Here is a 17433-nt window from a genome sequence, read left to right on the forward strand (position 1 = left end):
CCCCATGCCTATCGTTATTCAACTTGATGTGATGCTGGCGACGCGCAAGGTTAAATCCAAGGACCTGGCCGCCGCGATAGGCATTACGGAAGCCAACCTTTCCTTGTTGAAGCAAGGAAAGGTCAAGGGTATTCGCCTGGCAACCCTCGAAGCCATTTGCAGCTATCTGCAATGTCAGCCTGCCGATCTGCTGATTTACCAACCGCAGAGCGACGCCCCCAAGGTCTGACTCCTGGGGGAGCGAGCCTGCTCGCGATGGCCGGCGACGCGACTTCGCAAACCGTCCGGATAGCCGCGACGCTCAATCCCCCAGGGCCTGACCCTCACGCCGCGGGTCCGCCCCACCGGCCAGTGAGGTTTTGCCCTGGGCATCGCGGACTCGGACGATCGCCTGGGTCCCACTGGTCATGTCGATTTCGCTCACGGCATGGCCTTTGTCTTTCAACGCCTGGATCAGCGTTGGGCTGAATTGACCCTGTTCCAGTTCGGTGGGGCCGTTGCGGCTGCCGAAGTTGGGGAGGTTGATGGCGGTTTGCGGGTCCAGGTTCCAGTCCAGCAGGCCGATCACTGACTTGGCGACGTATTCGATGATTTGGGAGCCGCCCGGTGAGCCGATCGCGGCCAACAGTTCACCGCTCTGGCGATCGAAGATCAGGGTCGGCGCCATGGACGAGCGGGGGCGTTTGCCGGGTTCGACGCGGTTGGCGACCTTTTGCCCGTTTTCTTCGGGTATGAACGAGAAGTCGGTCATCTGGTTATTGAGCATGAAACCCCGGACCATCAGGTGTGAGCCGAACGCTGACTCCACCGTAGTGGTCATCGACACGGCTCCCCCTTGGTCATCCACTGCCACTACTTGCGAGGTGGAAATGCGCAGGGGCGAACGGTCCGGGGCGTAGGCCACCTGGACGCCCGGTGGTGTGCCGGGTTTGGCGATGCCCATGCTGCGTGGACCGATCAGGCTCGCGCGGCTGGCCAGATAACCGGGATCGACCAGGCCGTTGACCGGCACGGGGACGAAGTCCGAGTCAGCGACATACAGCGCACGGTCGGCGTAGGTCAGGCGTTCGGCTTCGGAGATCAGATGCACTGCTTCGGGCGTCGGCTCAATGCCGGCGGGTTTCTCAGTCTTGACGGGTTTCAAGGACGTGAGAGCCGTGCGGCTGTCGCGTTGTTCCAGTGCCTGCAAGGTTCCGAGGATCTGCGCCACGGCGATCCCGCCCGAAGACGGGGGCGCCATGCCACAGACTTGCCAGCGCTTGTAGTCAGTGCAAAGCGGCGCACGCTCCCGGGCGGCGTAGCCCTGAAGATCATTCAATGACAGGCTGCCGGGGTTGGCATGCCCTTGCACCTTGGCGACGATCTCTTCGGCCACGGGCCCTTTGTACAAGGCGTCGGGGCCTTCGCTGGCGATGCGCTTGAGCACCTCGGCCAAAGCGGGATTTTTCAGCCGCGTACCGACCGCTTTCGGGCTGCCATCGGCGTTCAGGAAATAGGCGGCCATGTCCGGCGACCCCGGCAAGGATGCGTCGGCCGCAATCATCGAGTGCAACCTGGGCGAGATCGCAAAACCCTGTTCGGCCAACGCGATGGCCGGTTCGAACAGCGTGGCCCATTCAAGTCGGCCATGTTTGCGATGGGCCAGTTCCAGCGCCCGCAACACGCCCGGTGTGCCCACGGAACGGCCGCCTATCTGCGCGGCGGTAAACGGCATGGGTTTGCCATCAGCTTGCAGGAAAAGTCTCTCGGTGGCACCGGCCGGTGCCGTTTCGCGACCGTCGTAAGTGCGTACGGCCTTGCCGTCCCACAACACGATGAATGCACCGCCACCGATTCCGGAGGACTGCGGCTCCACCAGGGTCAGCACCGCCTGCATGGCAATCGCCGCGTCGATGGCTGAACCGCCGCGCCGCAACATCTGCCTCCCGGCTTCGGCCGCCAACGGGTTGGCCGCCGCGGCCATGTGCTTGTCGGCGTGGCGGGTCTGCAAGTCTGTGCGGTAGCCGGAGGCGATCTCCGGTGCGATGGGCAATGCTGGGGTTGTGGAGGAGGGCGGGGCTTTACAGGCAACCAGGGCCAGGGCGACAGCCAGCAGCGAAACGGCTGACAGGCGATGAAGATTGGGTTTCAGATCTGCAAGCATGTGTCGCTCCGTCCGTGGGCCAGGGGATAGGGAACGACTGTAGCGATGGGAGGCGTCTGGCGCAAATCAGCGCGAAGTTGAGGGAACGCTTTTATCGAGGCATAAAAAAACGGCTTATCTTTCGATAAGCCGTTTTTAGTACTTGGTGGCTACACAGGGACTTGAACCCCGGACCCCAGCATTATGAATGCTATGCTCTAACCAACTGAGCTATGTAGCCAAGTGGCGCGCATTATTCGCCGGTAACGAAGATGTGTCAAGCGTAAATCTGAAATATTTCTCAGCGCTTTCAACCGCTTATCCATCCTCGCTGCAAATACCCGTCAACCGAGTTGAAATCTCCCCGTGTTGGCGCTCAGAGCCTGGCTGCCCTGGCTCAACGTATCCGCCGCGAGGTTCACGGCTCGTGCCCCTTCAAGCAATCGCATGGCCGCCTGGTCGACCTGTTGGATATTGCCGCTGACCTCGTCGGCGGTGCTGGCTTGTTCGTCCACGGCGGTGGCGATTTGCGCCAAGGTGTCGGTGACGCTCTGCACGGCGCTGGCAATTTCTCCCAGTCGTTCGCCAAGGCCGGTAACGGCTTGCGCATCGGTCTGGGCCTGGCCGCACGCGGCTTCCATCAGGCTGACGGCTTCGTTGACCGTGGCGCGCAAACTGTCGACGGTGCCAGCAATCTGTTGGGTGGAGGACTGGGTGCGTTGCGACAGGCTGCGTACCTCATCGGCCACCACCGCGAAACCACGGCCTTGTTCCCCGGCGCGAGCGGCTTCGATGGCGGCATTGAGGGCCAGCAGGTTGGTCTGCTCGGCCACGCCACGGATGGTGTCGACCACTACCTGAATCTGTTGTCCCTGTTCGCTGACCCGGCCCAACGCGGCGGCGGTCTCGTTGAGCCGCTGGTTGAGTTGCTGGATGCTCGCCGTGGTGCGTTGACTGTCGCGGCTGCTGTCGGCGGCGATGCGGCGGGTCTGCTGGGCGCTGTCGGAAGCCTGCTCACAGCTTCTTGCGACCCCTTGAGAGGTGGCGGCCAGTTGCGTCGCGGCGGCCGCGATCTGGCTGATCTGTATCTGTTGGGCTTCGACTTCCCCCAGGGCGCCGCTGGAGTGAGTGTTGAGGGTGCGCACGGCATTGCTCAACTGCAACGTTTCGTGGTCCACACCTAACAGGCTGTTGCGCAACTGCACCACTGCGACGTTGAGGGCAGTACTGATGGCCGCCAGTTCGTCGCGTCCTTGCACCGGTACTTGCAGGCTGAGGTTGCCGTCACGCAGGGCTTCGGCCAGCAATGTGATACCACTGGCGCTATGGCGGATGGACGCTTGCAGGCAAACGAAGAGGTAGAGGGCGGCCAGTAACAGGCAGCCCAGCACCGTGGCCACCAGCGTGAACTGACGGATAGCTGAGGTGTGGTAGTGGTCCAGTCGTGCGTCCAGGGCGGTCAGAGACTGCTGGCGCAGAGTCGCCAAGTCCGCCAGAAGGGCATCCATGTGCTTCTCGAAGTCTTCCGGCTTGAGGTTGATGGAACCGCCGAACACCCCTTCATCCAGTACTTTCAGGCCAGCGTCCAGATGCTTTAGGCTGTTCTGGAATTGTCCGGCCCAGGTTTGCAGTTCGCTGGGCAGGTGTGCTTGCAGCACCCCACCGGTTTTGACCAGTTGATCCCGGGCGTCGCCGATCCGGCTGCGCAGGTCGCGTAATTGCAGGCGGCTTTGCAGGGTGAACTGCCCCGACACGACTGAGGCCTGGCCAACGCTGGCCAGGCGTCCGACCCGCTCTATCAGGTCGGGCGACTGTTGGGTCGAGATCTGGGTCAGCAGATAGGTTTCCAGCCAGGAGGCGAGGGTCAGGCGATTGTCCATGACGATCTGTTCGCGCAAGGCTTGCAAGGCACTCAAGGCCGCGGTGAAGCGGTCATAGCCGTCCGGCCACCAACCTACGGTGCCCAGGCTTTTTGAATCAAGGCCATTGAGACTGGTTTGCAGCGTTTGGTAGCGGGCGAGTGTGTCGGCTTCGGCACCCTCGGTTTGCAAGGTGCTACCCAGGTCATTGGCAGCCTGGTTGAGGGCCGGCTGCACGGCATCGAACGCCGCCATCGCGGCAAGTGTCGCGGGTGTTGCCTGTCGATTGGTTTCCGTGGCTCGCCAACGGGCCGCGCGGTTGCGCTGGGCGGCGAGCAGGTTGTCCAGGTTATCCAGGGCCAGCAATTGGCGAACCCCGGCGCGTTCTTCGGAAATCAGGCTGAGTTTGTCGCGATAGTCTTGGCCGATGATCCACAGGCTGCCCATCAGTGGCAGGATGAAAAGCAGGAACAACAGCTGAAATTTTCGGGCAAAGCCGAACCGCCCCAGCAATCTGATTCCCGGTGATAGAAAAGCCTGCATGCCCATACTCCCCTGAGCACCCTTGCACTGTTTTTGTGCGTTTTTGGCGCAATGCCAAAACGGGTGCCCTTTTAAAAGGCCTCGAAAGTTTGTCCAGGCCCGCTCTGTAGGCTGGCTCTGTAGCGAAACTTCCCATTCTCGGTCCCCTTTGTAAGGGGCCGCGTTGTAGACCGTTAACAAGGCAAGATTCAGACCATGGCGTTGCGCTATTACCGTGTTCGCTAACAATATTTCAAGTCGATAGCAAGCTAAGGGGATAGCCTTGTTGCACCGAAAAATGGCACATTGATGAATCCGCTTCCCGTGCCCAACCCGTATGGAAACTCCCATGGCTATCAGCGATACCCAGGTCGATACCGCGTCTATCCCTGCCGCACCCCAAAGCAGCCCGTTGGTCATGCGCATCATCGGAGCCGTGGCGTTGGCGCATTTGATCAACGACCTGATTCAGGCGGTACTGTCGTCCATTTACCCGATGCTCAAGGCCAGTTATGGGCTGACCTTCACCCAGGTTGGCCTGATTACACTGACCTTTCAGTTGACGGCATCACTGCTGCAGCCTTGGGTGGGTTATCACACGGACCGACACCCCAAGCCCTGGCTGCTGCCGGCCGGTACGGTATGCACGCTGATCGGGATCGTGATGATGTCGATGGTTGGCAGTTTTGCCATGATTCTGCTGGCCGCCGGTCTGATCGGTATTGGCTCCTCGACCTTTCACCCTGAAGCCTCGCGAGTCGCACGCTTGGCCTCGGGCGGGCGTTATGGGTTGGCGCAGTCGACGTTTCAGGTTGGTGGTAACGCCGGCTCTGCTTTCGGCCCTTTGCTGGCGGCGGCGATCATCGTTCCATATGGGCAAGGCAATGTGGCCTGGTTCGGGTTGTTCGCACTGTTTGCGCTGTTCGTGCTGTACCGCATCAGCCGCTGGTACGCCAACCACCTGAACCTGTTCAAGCTCAAGCAAGGTCAGGCGGCTACTCACGGTTTATCCAAGGGCCGGGTCTTGAATGCACTGGCGGTGCTGGGCTTGCTGGTGTTCTCCAAGTATTTCTACATGGCCAGTTTCACCAGCTACTTCACGTTCTACCTGATCGAGAAGTTCGACCTGTCGGTGGCGTCCTCGCAGTTGTATCTGTTCCTGTTCCTTGGCGCTGTGGCGGCCGGGACCTTCTTTGGTGGTCCGATAGGCGACAGGATCGGGCGTAAAGCGGTGATCTGGTTCTCGATCCTTGGCGTGGCACCGTTCACCCTGATTCTGCCTCACGTTGATCTGCTGTGGACCAGCATCCTCAGCGTGGTCATCGGCTTCATCCTGGCCTCGGCATTTTCGGCCATCGTGGTGTATGCCCAGGAACTGGTGCCGGGTAATGTCGGAATGATTGCTGGGGTGTTCTTTGGCTTGATGTTCGGCTTTGGCGGGATTGGCGCCGCGCTGCTGGGGCATCTGGCGGACATCCGGGGCATCGAGTATGTGTATTGGTTGTGCTCGTTTTTGCCGTTGTTTGGGGTCTTGGCGATCTTTCTGCCCAACAGCAGAAAAAACTGACGTGTGCCCACCGGCGGGGCGAGTTAACCCCCGCCAGTCCTAGTCAAACAACTGAATTTCAAAGCGTTGAAAAAACGCCGACAAGAGTGACTTGATCAGCCGCCTGGAATCACGACTAAAGTACCGTTTTGTATAAGTCTTAAGTTTGATTTTGTATAAACGTCGGCCATGTTAATTTGCGGGTGTGGTTGATGGATTGAATGGACGCTGCGGCAATCTTCAAGGGGGTCCGCTGGGGTGACCGGAAAGCAGGTTTCCACATTCTTTCCACCCGCCGCTCTTATGCCCTGGGGCATAAGGCCTTCGGCTCTTGATCTGAATACCTTCACCCTTCTGGTGAGGTGACTCACGCCCGAACCTGCCACGCTTCAAATACTTATAAAAGTAGCTGTACCGCCGTGCCCGTGAAGGCGATTGCCCCGTGGACGGTGGAAGCAGCCGTGATCGATTGTTATTTGCCGTGTCGTGCACAAGTTTGAGGCGGTCGTCTTAAACGTTGGCAATAAAAAGAATCAGGCAGGGGAAGATATGAAGTTCAAGTCGTTGCAGGCACGCATTTGTGTCACGGCAGGCGTATGCCTGTTTGTTTCATCAACCAGCCTGGTGATTTACGGGATCTTTACCGCCAGGGCCAATGAACAATATGTGGCGACCGAAGTCTCGGCGCTGGTTGAAAAATCAACGATCCGGGAGATTCAGAACCTGGCCGAGTCGCGTGCCAATGCCATTCAGGCCAAGTTGCAAAATGCGCTGGATGCGGCCCGCACCATGGCCAATACCTTTGCCTCCAGCAAGGCTGCGCAAAGCCCTTTGGCGTTGGGACGTGAACAGATCAACACGGTATTGCTCAGCGTTCTCAAAGATAACCCTGACTTCAATGGCACTTACTCCTGCTGGGAACCGGATGCGTTGGATGGCCAGGATCTTGAGTTCCGGAATGTACCGGACGGCAGTAATCCGTTGACAGGGCGCTTCACGCCTTACTGGACGCGCAGCGCTGGCGGACATGTGGCGGTACAACCGTTGGTCGAGTATGACTCCCCGGAGCGTCACCCCAACGGTGTACCCAAAGGGGGATGGTACAGCGGCCCACGTGACACGCTGAAGGAAAGCGTGTTGGACCCCATTCCTTATGTGGTTCAGGGCAAAAACGTATGGCTGACGACGTTGTCGGTACCGATCGTATCCAATGGCAAGTTCTACGGTGTGGTCGGAGCTGACTTCGACATCGACTTTATCCAGAAACTCAGCGAGCAGATGTCGGCCGATCTTTACGGTGGCAAGGGCACCGTGTCGATCCTGAGTAACCAGGGGCTGGTGGTCGCGGACAGTCAGCGGACCGACCTGATTGGCCAGCCCATCAAGGCCTTGTTGCCTGAGTCTTGGGAGAAAGTGCTGCGCGATATCCAGAGTGGTCGTGGTGACGGTCTGCTCAATCCGCACACCCAGCACATCGAAGTGCTGATGCCCATTGAGCTGGGGCGCACTGGCAAACCCTGGGCGGTGCTGATTCGTCTGCCAAAGGCGGTGGTCATGGCTCAGGCCATTGCCCTGGAACAGGAGTTACAGGCGCGCAGTATCAGCAACAGCATCTGGCAAGTGTCGGTTGGCCTGGGCGTTTCGTTATTGGCGCTGGTTGCCCTATGGTTTGCCGCCGCAAAAATCGTTGGGCCGATTCGCGAAGCCGCCGCCTTGGCAGCCAACATCAGCCTGGGGGATTTCTCGCGTCGCCTGGTGCAGAAATCCGAGGACGAAGTAGGTCAGTTGTCTGTCGCGCTTAACGACATGTCTGAAAGCCTGCAACGGCAGGTCAGGGTAGCCGAGCGCATCTCCGAAGGTGATCTGGACCTGGAGGTCCGGTTGTCCTCACCCCACGATACCCTTGGCAAGTCACTGGAGAAGATGGTGGGTAATCTGAACCAACTGATTGGCGAGGTTCAGGCCAGCGCCACCCAGATCACCGGCAGCTCGGCCCAGGTCACCGATCTGAGCCAGTCATTGTCCGATGGGGCGTCCAATTCTGCCTCGTCCATCACTGAAATCAGCGCGGTGATGACGCAAATGGCCGCACAGACCCGGGACAATGCCGAAAACGCCAAGAAAGCCGACGAGCAATCCCAGGCATCACGGGCCGATGCTGGGGAAAGCGACAAATTGATGAGTGAGCTGATTGCCGCCATGGCCGAAATCGACAATTCGGGCAAAGACATTACCGCAATCATCACCACCATCGATAACATCGCCGCACAAACCAATCTGTTGGCTTTGAACGCGGCTATCGAAGCCGCCAGGGCAGGTGAGCTGGGGCGTGGTTTTGCTGTGGTGGCGGATGAGGTACGCAGCCTGGCCGCGCGCAGCGCCGAGGCCGCCCAGCAGACGGCTGCACTGATCGCCGACTCTTCGAGCAAAACGCAACGCGGCATGATCATCGCAGGCCGGACCGCCGAATCGTTGAAAAACATCGTCAGCGGAACCAGTGCTGTTTCCAACCTGGTTTCGTTGATCTATCAAGCTTCCAGCGAGCAAGCGTCAGGTTTGCAGCAGGCCAGCATCGGGTTGGAACAGATCGATGAAGTGACGCAGAAAAACCAGTCCAACTCACAAGAGTGCGCGGTGGCGGCCAAGGATCTGTCGGAGCGAGCATCCCTGATGCAGCGCGTGCTGGGGCGCTTCAAAGTCAAAAGGGGGTAGGGTTTTTTCTGGCCGGCTTCAGGCGCCCGCCTGGCGTTGATCAAGCGATAGCCTGGATTGGCGGCTACGCTGTGCACCTAAGATCTCTCGTGCGAGGGAGTAAGCTCTCTCGCCACGGGTTCAATCCAGTGCTTGAAGGGGCGCCATTGCACGGTTTTGCCCAATAGCGTCTCGATAACGCCCCCGAGGGTGTACTATCGATACCTGCCCATCGGATATCAGTTAGCCATGTCCACGCTAAGCGAAGAGAGCCGTCAGATCGTAGCTTCTCTGGCGCACCGCGTTGGTCCCAACGCTGACATTGCAAAGATCGCCCACGCGATCGTGTCCATTTTGCAGGATGTAGAAGCGGCCCTGACCCCTGTGATTGGTCAGCAAGGGGTTGTCGCGTTGTATCGCCGCAGCCTGCATCTGTGTGGGGCCGCTCATCCGCGCCTGACCAGCGCCTGCAACAAGGTGCCGCCCGGCCTGGTTCTGACCGCTCTGAATTCAGTGCTTGTTGAGCAAAGCGAAGCCGATGCGCGGTTTTTCGGTGAAATGCTGCTGACCACCTTCTATGAGTTGCTGACCACGCTGATCGGACCCTCGCTTACCGCACGTTTGCTTCGTGGCGTGTGGGATTCTTCTTTGAGCGACACCCCTTCGCAGGAAAATTCGCCATGAGCAGCAAAGTGACTATCAACCGCTTGGCCACCGGCGTGCCAGGACTGGACGAGGTCTTGGGCGGAGGGTTGCCGGAGTTTTCGTTCAACCTGATCGCCGGCCCGCCCGGTTGCGGCAAGACCACCCTCGCGCACCAGATGATGTTCGCCCTGGCGACCCCCGAGCGTCCGGCACTGTTTTTTACCGTGCTGGGTGAGCCGCCACTGAAGATGCTGCGCTATCAGCAGCAGTTCGATTTCTTCGACAGCGACGCGATCAATCATTCGATCCGCTACGTCAACCTGGCCGACGACACCCTGGCCGGAGATCTGGACGAAGTGCTGCGACGCATTGTCAGTGAGGTGGAGGCGCACACCCCGGCGCTGGTGTTCGTTGACTCGTTTCGCTCGGTGGTGCTGGCCAGCCAGACTCAGGACAACCCGAATAACAACTTGCCGCAGTTCGTCCAGCAACTGGGCATGTTGATGACCACCTGGCAGGCCACGACGTTCCTGATCGGCGAGTATTTCACCGAAACCGATACCAACCCTATTTTCACCGTGGCCGACGGGCTGATCTGGCTGCGCCAGAGCGTTCAACGCAATTCCATGGTGCGCAAGATGGAAATCATGAAGATGCGTGGCCAGCCAACGCTGCCGGGTCTGCACACTTTCCGCATCGCCTCATCGGGAATCAAGGTATTTGCCCCTGCGCCCTACAATTCGGTCGAAGCCCCGCTGGAGTTCCCCATTAAACGCTTGGGAATGGGTGTGCCGCAGCTCGACGAAATGCTCGGTGGTGGTCTACCGCGCGGTTATTCCCTACTGGTCGCTGGCCCGTCGGGTTCTGGAAAAAGCATTCTCGCGGCATCTTTTCTCGCTGAGGGCGCGCGAAACGGTGAAAACGGCGTGATCGCCGTGTTCGAGCAGCGCCCTAATCACTCCCAGAACGCCACCCTCTCGAACTTGATTAAAAGCGGCAAAGTCGGGCTGGTGGATAGCCGCGCGCCAGACCTGTCCATCGACGAGATCGTGCAGTTGCTGTTGAGCGAGATTACACGCCTGAACGCCACGCGGGTGGTGATTGACTCGCTGTCGGGGTTCGAACTGGCCCTGGCGCCGACCTTTCGCGAAGACTTTCGCGAGTCGCTGTCGCGCATGGTCACCGCGTTGACCAGTGCCGGTGTCAGTGTATTGCTGACGTCGGAGCTGGAGGATCGCTACACGGACCTGCGTTTCAGTCCTTACGGCACGGCTTTTCTCACCGACGCGATCATCGTTCAGCGCTACATTGAAGTGCAAAGCCGCTTATTGCGCATCATGGCCGTGGTCAAGGTGCGAGCCAGTGCTCACTCCGATGAGTTACGTCTTTACAGTATTGACGATGGCGGTTTGCAGATCGGTGAAATGTTGCCGGATCAGGAAGGTTTGCTCGGAGGCCGGCCTACCCGGCGGCTGTCTGGCAAAGGCACTGGATGAGGCATCATCATGAATGAGGCCAATGGCGGGAATGAACAAGCGAAGGCGACAGCTGCTCGCGAGCTGTTCCTGCTCGGCCAGAAAACCGTCGAGGCGCGCGCGGTGCTGGCCGCGCTGCGCAAGGAACTGAACGATGCCAACACCCAACTGGCCGACAAGCAACATGTCGAGCAACTGATCGAGGCCAATCAGCAACTGGTGCTGGCGATCCTGTCGGCCCAGTCCGAGGCGCAAAAGCCTCCTTCCACGCAGGCGGAACAACAACTGTATCGGCAGATGCGCGAAGCCAATGAGCAATTGGTCATTGCCGCCATCAGTGCGCAACACCTGCAAGACTCGGCTGAACGGGCGCTGGAGCGCCAGCGCAGCGTTCTCACCTTGGTTGCCCACGAATTGCGCCATCCACTGACGCCCATCAGCATGATTGCCGGGCGACTGGTGCGGGTGCCCAGTGATGAACTGCCACGCATGCAGAAGCTGATCGAAGGTCAGGTTCGGCACATGTCTCGATTAGTCGAGGACTTGCTCGATGTCTCCCGCGTCAGCACCGGCAAGTTTCGTCTCGATTGCCAAACTGTCGATATGGTTTCGATCATTCATGAGGCCGTGGATATCTGTAAACCGGTCATGATCAGCGCAAACGTGCTGTTCAGCGCCACACTGCCCGAGTGTGCCCTGCTGGTGTACGGGGATCCGGTCCGGCTTGCCCAGATTCTCGGCAACCTGCTGGGTAATGCGGCCAAGTACACCCCCGTGGGCGGCACTGTCGAACTGTCGGTCACCGTCGAAGGCAGTGTCCTACAGGTCAGCATCCGCGATACCGGCATAGGTGTTTCGGCCAAGGCGCTGCCCTTTATCTTTGAACCCTTTGTGCAGGATGTTCACGCCATCGGCTTCAACGGCGCAGGCCTGGGCATTGGCTTGACAGTGGTGCGCGAGTTGGTCGAAAGCCACGGTGGCACAGTGGTCGGCAAGAGTGAGGGGGATGGCAAGGGCAGCGAGTTCGTGGTGAGGTTGCCGTTGGCAAACCACTGAGCTCGTGCAGTCGTCCCACCTCCAGGGCCGTTCGAGGGTGTCAAATTCTGTAATAATTCGAGCGGTATGACGGGGTCGGAAACATCATAAGATCACCTGCCCAATTATTTTCAGGTCTTTATGAACGCCCTCCAGGAGCCTCCCAGTCGTTTTTCCCCACCCGCGGCTTGTCCCCATCCGCTCTGCCAAGCCCTGCCTCGCTCCACCCGCCCGATAGCGCTTTTCCCCTTCGCGCCTTTCGCTCCGACTCTACGAGAGGTTAAATAACCTTATGGAATGGATTGCTGATCCGACGGCATGGCTCGGCCTGCTGACTCTGATCGTGCTGGAACTGGTGCTTGGCATTGATAACCTTGTATTCATCGCCATCCTGGCTGACAAGCTGCCGCCGGAGCAACGCGATCGTGCCCGTATCATTGGCCTGTCCCTCGCGTTGTTGATGCGTCTTGGCCTGCTGGCCAGCATTTCCTGGATGGTGACCCTGACCGAGCCGTTGTTCGAGGTCTTCGACAAGACGTTCTCCGGCCGGGACCTGATCATGCTGTTCGGTGGCGTGTTCCTGTTGTTCAAGGCCACTATGGAGTTGCACGAGCGACTTGAGGGCCATGTGACAGAACGTTCGGGCAATGCGGCCTATGCGATGTTCTGGCCGATCGTCGCGCAGATTGTGGTGCTGGATGCGGTCTTCTCGCTGGACGCTGTGATCACTGCCGTGGGCATGGTGGAACACCTGTCGGTCATGATGATCGCGGTGATCTTCTCCATCGGCTTGATGATCATCGCGAGCAAGCCTCTGACCAACTTCGTCAACGGGCACCCCACCGTCATCATGCTCTGCCTGGGCTTCTTGATGATGATTGGCTTCAGCCTCACGGCCGAGGGCCTGGGCTTTCACATTCCGAAGGGGTATCTCTACGCCGCGATCGGTTTCTCGATCCTGATCGAGCTGTTCAACCAGTTGGCCCGCTCTCGCCGCAAGAAGAGCGTGCAAGGTCATCGACCCATGCGTGAGCGTACCGCCCACGCGGTTTTGCGCTTGCTGGGTGGCCAAAAGTTGGGGGCCGATGAAGTCGGTGAAGAGATCGCTGACATGCTGTCAGGCGATGAAGCCGAACAGGTCTTCCATCGACGCGAACGGATCATGATCAGTGGCGTGCTGCAGTTGGCGGAGCGCCCAATACGTAACGTCATGACTCATCGCGCAGAAATCGACCACATCGACCTGGCCGACTCTGCAGAAGAGATTCGTACCAGGCTGATGCACTCGTCGTATTCCAGGTTGCCGTTGATCCGCGAAGGACGTGTGGATGAACCTTTGGGGTTCATCCACAAGAAGGAGTTGCTCAAGGAACTGTTGGCGGGCAACCAGCCGAATCTGGAAGCCATGGCTCGCAAGGCCATCAACCTGCTGGACAACTTCACGATTCTCAACGCGCTGGAACAGATGCGCAAAGAGTCGACCCACATCGCCTTTGTGGTGAACGAGTTCGGTGATTTCATCGGCCTGCTCACCATGACCGATATCCTTGAATCCATCGCCGGTGAACTGCCCGATGCCAGTGAAATAGAAGGTCCGAACATCGTGGCTCAAGATGGCGGCTTCCTGGTCAGTGGTGCGCTGAATCTCAGTCAGATTCGCGAACACATCGGCTTCCAGGCGAAAGCGACGGATGACTATCAAACGCTCGCGGGGTTAGTCATGAGCTTGCTGGATCGTTTGCCGATCATTGGGGATAAACTCAATTGGCAGGAGTGGAGCATGACCGTTGTCGCGGTCGAGGAGCGTCGAGTGACGAGGGTGCTGCTGCGTAAAGATCAAGCGTAGAAAGCTCCGGCGCAACACCGTTCCCAAGACGAAAAAAATCCCCGTATCAGCTAATGATTACGGGGATTTTTTTGTCTGTCGGGAGCCGAGGGATCGGTTACACGTTAAAGCGGAAGTGCATCACGTCGCCATCCTTGACGATGTATTCCTTGCCTTCCAGGCGCCATTTACCGGCTTCCTTGGCGCCAGCTTCACCCTTGTACTGGATGAAGTCTGCGTAGGCGATGACTTCGGCGCGGATGAAGCCTTTTTCGAAGTCGGTGTGGATCACGCCAGCGGCTTGCGGGGCCGTGGCGCCGACGCGTACGGTCCAGGCGCGGACCTCTTCGACACCGGCAGTGAAGTAAGTCTGCAGGTGGAGCATTTCGTAACCGGCGCGGATCACGCGGTTCAGGCCTGGCTCTTCCAGGCCCAGGGCCTCGAGGAACATGTCTTTTTCCTCACCATCGTCCAGCTCGGCGATTTCCGCTTCGATCTTGTTGCAGACCGGAACGACCATGGCGCCTTCTTCTTCGGCAATGGCCCTGACGACGTCCAGGTGCGGGTTGTTCTCGAAACCGTCTTCAGCGACGTTGGCGATGTACATGACCGGCTTGGTTGTCAGCAGGTGGAAGCCCTTGATCACCAGCTTCTCATCGGTGCTCATATTCTTCATCAGGCTGCGCGCTGGCTTGCCTTCGGTGAAGTGGGCGATCAACTGCTCCAGCAGGCCTTTCTGAACGACGGCGTCCTTGTCGCCCCCCTTGGCGTTGCGAGCGACTTTCTGCAGTTGCTTCTCGCAGCTGTCGAGGTCGGCAAAGATCAGCTCCAGGTCGATGATCTCGATATCACGCTTGGGATCGACGCTGTTGGAGACGTGAATCACGTTTTCGTCTTCGAAGCAGCGCACCACGTGGGCGATTGCATCGGTTTCGCGAATGTTGGCCAGGAACTTGTTACCCAGACCCTCACCTTTCGAGGCACCGGCGACGAGACCGGCGATGTCGACGAATTCCATGGTGGTCGGCAGGATGCGCTTGGGGTTGACGATAGCCGCCAGCGCTTCCAGGCGTGGATCGGGCATCGGCACGATGCCGCTGTTGGGCTCGATGGTGCAGAAGGGGAAGTTTTCCGCCGCGATACCGGACTTGGTCAGGGCGTTGAACAGGGTGGACTTGCCGACGTTAGGCAGGCCGACGATGCCGCAATTGAATCCCATGGTGTTTCCCCTCGGAGTAGTGTCAGGCCTTCTGGCTGTGCAGGTTTTTCATCGCGCGGTTCCATTCACCGGCGAGGATATCCGGCAGCACGCCGAGGGCAAAGTCGATGCTGGCATCGAGTTTTTCCTGCTCGGCGCGAGGCGCACGACCCAGGACAAAATTTGAAACCATACTGGCAACGCCCGGGTGGCCAATGCCAAGCCGCAGGCGGTGAAACGTATTCTGATTACCCAGTTGCGCGATGATGTCGCGCAACCCGTTGTGACCGCCATGGCCGCCGCCCTGCTTGAGTTTGGCGACGCCCGGAGGCAGGTCGAGTTCGTCGTGGGCCACCAGGATTTCTTCAGGTTTGATGCGAAAGAAACCGGCCAATGCCGCCACGGCCTGGCCGCTGCGGTTCATGTAGGTGGTGGGAATCAACAGACGAACATCCTGACCCTGATGTGAAAAACGCCCGGTCAGGCCGAAATATTTGCGATCAACCGCCAGGTTGACGCCTTGTGCGTGCGCGATGCGCTCAACAAAAAGGGCCCCTGCGTTATGCCGGGTCTGTTCGTATTCGGCGCCTGGATTTCCCAGGCCAACGATCAGTTTAATGGCAGTCACGATAGGGGCCCTTCCTGGAGTGTGGAAAACAACGTCGCGCTCAAACGGTGTGGCGACAGTGGACGAAAATGGCGGATCTACCGTTAAGTAAACTTCGCGTTCTCGCCCGCTGTCTCGCTACGTTCCAGTCCGCGATGTTTCCGGTCACTCCGGCGACAGAGTGAAATTACTCTGCAGCTTCTTCTTCAGTCGCTTCTGGAGCAACACGTGGAGCGTGGACGTTGGCAACAGCCTTGTCATCGCCGTGCGCCAGGGCAACAAACTCAACGCCTTTAGGAGCCTTGAGGTCGGACAGGTGAATGATCGTGCCGATTTCGGCGTCAGCCAGGTCGACTTCGATGAATTCAGGCAGGTCTTTCGGCAGGCAGGAAACTTCCAGCTCGGAAGTTACGTGCGAGATTTCGCCGCCTTTCTTGACCGGAGCAGCTTCGTTGATGAAGTGCACTGGAACAACAGCAGTCAGCTTCTGACCGGCAATAACGCGTACGAAGTCAGCGTGCATCACGTGGCCTTTGGCCGGGTGACGCTGCAGGGCTTTGATGACGACGTTTTGCTTGGTGCCGCCAACGTTCAGCTCGATGATGTGGCTGTAGGCCGCTTCGTTTTCGAGCAGTTTGGCAACTTCTTTGGCCAGCATGCTGATGGACTCAGGGGCTTTGTCGCCACCGTAGACTACAGCTGGAACCAGGCTTGCGAGACGACGCAGGCGGCGGCTCGCACCTTTCCCCAGGTCGGAACGCACTTCAGCATTCAGAGTAAAATCGTTCATGTTGTATCTCCAAAATAACCACATTCGCCCCAGCGTTTGCGACCAGCGCTAAAGGCGATATGGGCAAAAAAGCCCCGCCCCGGCAGGTAATGTCGGGGCGGGGCGCTTTTCGTCAACGAGATGTAATGGAAAGGGCAGGGCCCTTAACGGAACATCGCACTGATCGATTCTTCATTGCTGATGCGGCGAACCGCCTCGGCAACAACCGGTGCGATATCCAGTTGGCGGATACGCGCACAGGCTTGTGCTGCAGCGGACAGCGGGATGGTGTTAGTGACCACCAGCTCGTCCAGCACGGAATTTTCAATGTTTTCGATCGCTCGGCCCGACAGCACAGGGTGTGTGCAGTAGGCAAAGACCTTGGCAGCGCCATGCTCTTTCAGGGCCTTGGCCGCGTGGCACAGGGTGCCGGCGGTATCGACCATGTCGTCGACCAGAATACAGGTACGCCCTTCGACGTCGCCGATGATATGCATCACTTCGGAGTGATTGGCTTTCTCACGGCGTTTGTCGATGATACCCAGATCAACGCCCAGGGATTTGGCAACGGCCCGTGCACGCACGACGCCGCCAATGTCCGGGGACACGATCATCAGGTTTTCGAAGCGCTGATCTTCAATGTCATCCACCAGAACCGGGGAGCCGTAGATGTTATCCACGGGAATATCGAAGAAGCCCTGAATCTGGTCAGCATGCAGATCGACCGTGAGCACACGATCGATGCCGACTACGGTAAGCATGTCAGCCACGACTTTCGCGCTGATTGCCACACGTGCGGAACGCGGACGGCGATCCTGACGGGCATAACCAAAGTAAGGAATAACAGCAGTAATACGAGTAGCCGAGGAGCGACGGAAGGCATCAGCCATCACGACGAGTTCCATCAGGTTATCGTTGGTCGGAGCGCAAGTCGGCTGAATAATGAAGACGTCTTTACCGCGAACGTTTTCATTGATCTCGGCAGTGATTTCGCCGTCGGAAAACTTACCGACAGAGATGTCACCGAGAGGGATATGCAGCTGACGTACAACACGCCGAGCCAGATCGGGGTTAGCGTTCCCCGTAAAGACCATCATCTTGGACACGCGCAGTACCTGAAGGCTGAGGGTATACCTGGA

General features: G+C 58.7%; 13 protein-coding genes and 1 tRNA gene. 7 read left to right on the forward strand and 7 right to left on the reverse strand.

Going from position 1 to position 17433, the window contains the following annotated elements; translation table 11 throughout:
• The first annotated feature begins 4 nt into the window (after nucleotides 1–4).
• Entirely contained in the window at nucleotides 5–229 is a 225-nt protein-coding gene (locus AAIS01_RS06805) for a helix-turn-helix domain-containing protein (RefSeq protein ID WP_343468380.1), read from the forward strand.
• Nucleotides 230–301: 72 nt separating this feature from the next.
• On the opposite strand, the gene ggt is transcribed toward AAIS01_RS06805, so the two are convergent.
• From ggt to AAIS01_RS06820, 3 genes are all read right to left on the reverse strand, one after another.
• A complete protein-coding gene (ggt, locus tag AAIS01_RS06810; RefSeq protein ID WP_343468381.1) occupies nucleotides 302–2143 on the reverse strand; it encodes a gamma-glutamyltransferase in 1842 nt (613 codons plus the stop codon).
• 143 nt (nucleotides 2144–2286) lie between these two features.
• Nucleotides 2287–2363 (reverse strand) — tRNA-Met (locus AAIS01_RS06815).
• Nucleotides 2364–2466: 103 nt separating this feature from the next.
• Nucleotides 2467–4524, reverse strand: a complete 2058-nt coding sequence (locus AAIS01_RS06820) for a methyl-accepting chemotaxis protein (RefSeq protein ID WP_343468382.1) — start codon at nucleotides 4522–4524, stop codon at nucleotides 2467–2469.
• A 328-nt stretch (nucleotides 4525–4852) separates the two neighbouring features.
• On the opposite strand from AAIS01_RS06820, the gene AAIS01_RS06825 reads away from it, so the two are divergent.
• The 6 genes from AAIS01_RS06825 to AAIS01_RS06850 all read left to right on the forward strand — a co-directional run bounded on the left by AAIS01_RS06825 (nucleotide 4853) and on the right by AAIS01_RS06850 (nucleotide 13741).
• Nucleotides 4853–6070, forward strand: coding sequence for an MFS transporter (locus AAIS01_RS06825; protein WP_343468383.1), 1218 nt, complete (start codon nucleotides 4853–4855; stop codon nucleotides 6068–6070).
• A gap of 528 nt (nucleotides 6071–6598) precedes the next feature.
• Nucleotides 6599–8761, forward strand: coding sequence for a methyl-accepting chemotaxis protein (locus AAIS01_RS06830; protein ID WP_343468384.1), 2163 nt, complete (start codon nucleotides 6599–6601; stop codon nucleotides 8759–8761).
• Between the two features lie 228 nt (nucleotides 8762–8989).
• Nucleotides 8990–9424, forward strand: a complete 435-nt coding sequence (locus AAIS01_RS06835; protein WP_343468385.1) for a hypothetical protein — start codon at nucleotides 8990–8992, stop codon at nucleotides 9422–9424.
• Complete coding sequence (locus tag AAIS01_RS06840) at nucleotides 9421–10881, forward strand: ATPase domain-containing protein (RefSeq protein ID WP_343468386.1); 1461 nt, start codon at nucleotides 9421–9423, stop codon at nucleotides 10879–10881. Before AAIS01_RS06835 ends, AAIS01_RS06840 begins: the two co-directional genes overlap by 4 nt.
• Before the next feature lie 9 nt (nucleotides 10882–10890).
• Nucleotides 10891–11916 carry a sensor histidine kinase gene (locus AAIS01_RS06845; RefSeq protein ID WP_343468387.1) on the forward strand — a complete coding sequence of 342 codons (1026 nt, stop codon included), beginning with the start codon at nucleotides 10891–10893 and terminating at the stop codon, nucleotides 11914–11916.
• Nucleotides 11917–12187: 271 nt separating this feature from the next.
• The gene (locus tag AAIS01_RS06850) at nucleotides 12188–13741 is read left to right on the forward strand and encodes a TerC family protein (RefSeq protein ID WP_343468388.1); all 1554 of its coding nucleotides are present in this window, start codon (nucleotides 12188–12190) and stop codon (nucleotides 13739–13741) included.
• 97 nt (nucleotides 13742–13838) lie between these two features.
• Here the strand turns inward: AAIS01_RS06850 and ychF are convergent, their stop codons facing one another.
• From ychF to AAIS01_RS06870, 4 genes are all read right to left on the reverse strand, one after another.
• On the reverse strand, nucleotides 13839–14939 hold the full coding sequence (gene ychF, locus AAIS01_RS06855; protein WP_047229391.1) for a redox-regulated ATPase YchF: 1101 nt from the start codon (nucleotides 14937–14939) through the stop codon (nucleotides 13839–13841).
• A 22-nt stretch (nucleotides 14940–14961) separates the two neighbouring features.
• Complete coding sequence (gene pth / locus AAIS01_RS06860; RefSeq protein WP_214915918.1) at nucleotides 14962–15546, reverse strand: aminoacyl-tRNA hydrolase; 585 nt, start codon at nucleotides 15544–15546, stop codon at nucleotides 14962–14964.
• A gap of 166 nt (nucleotides 15547–15712) precedes the next feature.
• The gene (locus tag AAIS01_RS06865; protein WP_092453932.1) at nucleotides 15713–16315 is read right to left on the reverse strand and encodes a 50S ribosomal protein L25/general stress protein Ctc; all 603 of its coding nucleotides are present in this window, start codon (nucleotides 16313–16315) and stop codon (nucleotides 15713–15715) included.
• Between the two features lie 143 nt (nucleotides 16316–16458).
• The gene (locus tag AAIS01_RS06870) at nucleotides 16459–17400 is read right to left on the reverse strand and encodes a ribose-phosphate pyrophosphokinase (protein ID WP_003171603.1); all 942 of its coding nucleotides are present in this window, start codon (nucleotides 17398–17400) and stop codon (nucleotides 16459–16461) included.
• Nucleotides 17401–17433 lie beyond the last annotated feature (33 nt).

It is taken from the genome of Pseudomonas halotolerans, assembly GCF_039581215.1.
GTDB classification, from domain to species: Bacteria; Pseudomonadota; Gammaproteobacteria; order Pseudomonadales; family Pseudomonadaceae; genus Aquipseudomonas; species Aquipseudomonas tehranensis.

Excerpts from the sequence above, each read along its gene's own strand:
- AAIS01_RS06805 (WP_343468380.1), top strand. The coding sequence starts at position 5 with ATGCCTATCGTTATTCAACTTGATGTGATGCTGGCGACGCGCAAGGTT.
- ggt (WP_343468381.1), bottom strand. The coding sequence starts at position 2,143 with ATGCTTGCAGATCTGAAACCCAATCTTCATCGCCTGTCAGCCGTTTCG.
- AAIS01_RS06820 (WP_343468382.1), bottom strand. The coding sequence starts at position 4,524 with ATGCAGGCTTTTCTATCACCGGGAATCAGATTGCTGGGGCGGTTCGGC.
- AAIS01_RS06825 (WP_343468383.1), top strand. The coding sequence starts at position 4,853 with ATGGCTATCAGCGATACCCAGGTCGATACCGCGTCTATCCCTGCCGCA.
- AAIS01_RS06830 (WP_343468384.1), top strand. The coding sequence starts at position 6,599 with ATGAAGTTCAAGTCGTTGCAGGCACGCATTTGTGTCACGGCAGGCGTA.
- AAIS01_RS06835 (WP_343468385.1), top strand. The coding sequence starts at position 8,990 with ATGTCCACGCTAAGCGAAGAGAGCCGTCAGATCGTAGCTTCTCTGGCG.
- AAIS01_RS06840 (WP_343468386.1), top strand. The coding sequence starts at position 9,421 with ATGAGCAGCAAAGTGACTATCAACCGCTTGGCCACCGGCGTGCCAGGA.
- AAIS01_RS06845 (WP_343468387.1), top strand. The coding sequence starts at position 10,891 with ATGAATGAGGCCAATGGCGGGAATGAACAAGCGAAGGCGACAGCTGCT.
- AAIS01_RS06850 (WP_343468388.1), top strand. The coding sequence starts at position 12,188 with ATGGAATGGATTGCTGATCCGACGGCATGGCTCGGCCTGCTGACTCTG.
- ychF (WP_047229391.1), bottom strand. The coding sequence starts at position 14,939 with ATGGGATTCAATTGCGGCATCGTCGGCCTGCCTAACGTCGGCAAGTCC.
- AAIS01_RS06865 (WP_092453932.1), bottom strand. The coding sequence starts at position 16,315 with ATGAACGATTTTACTCTGAATGCTGAAGTGCGTTCCGACCTGGGGAAA.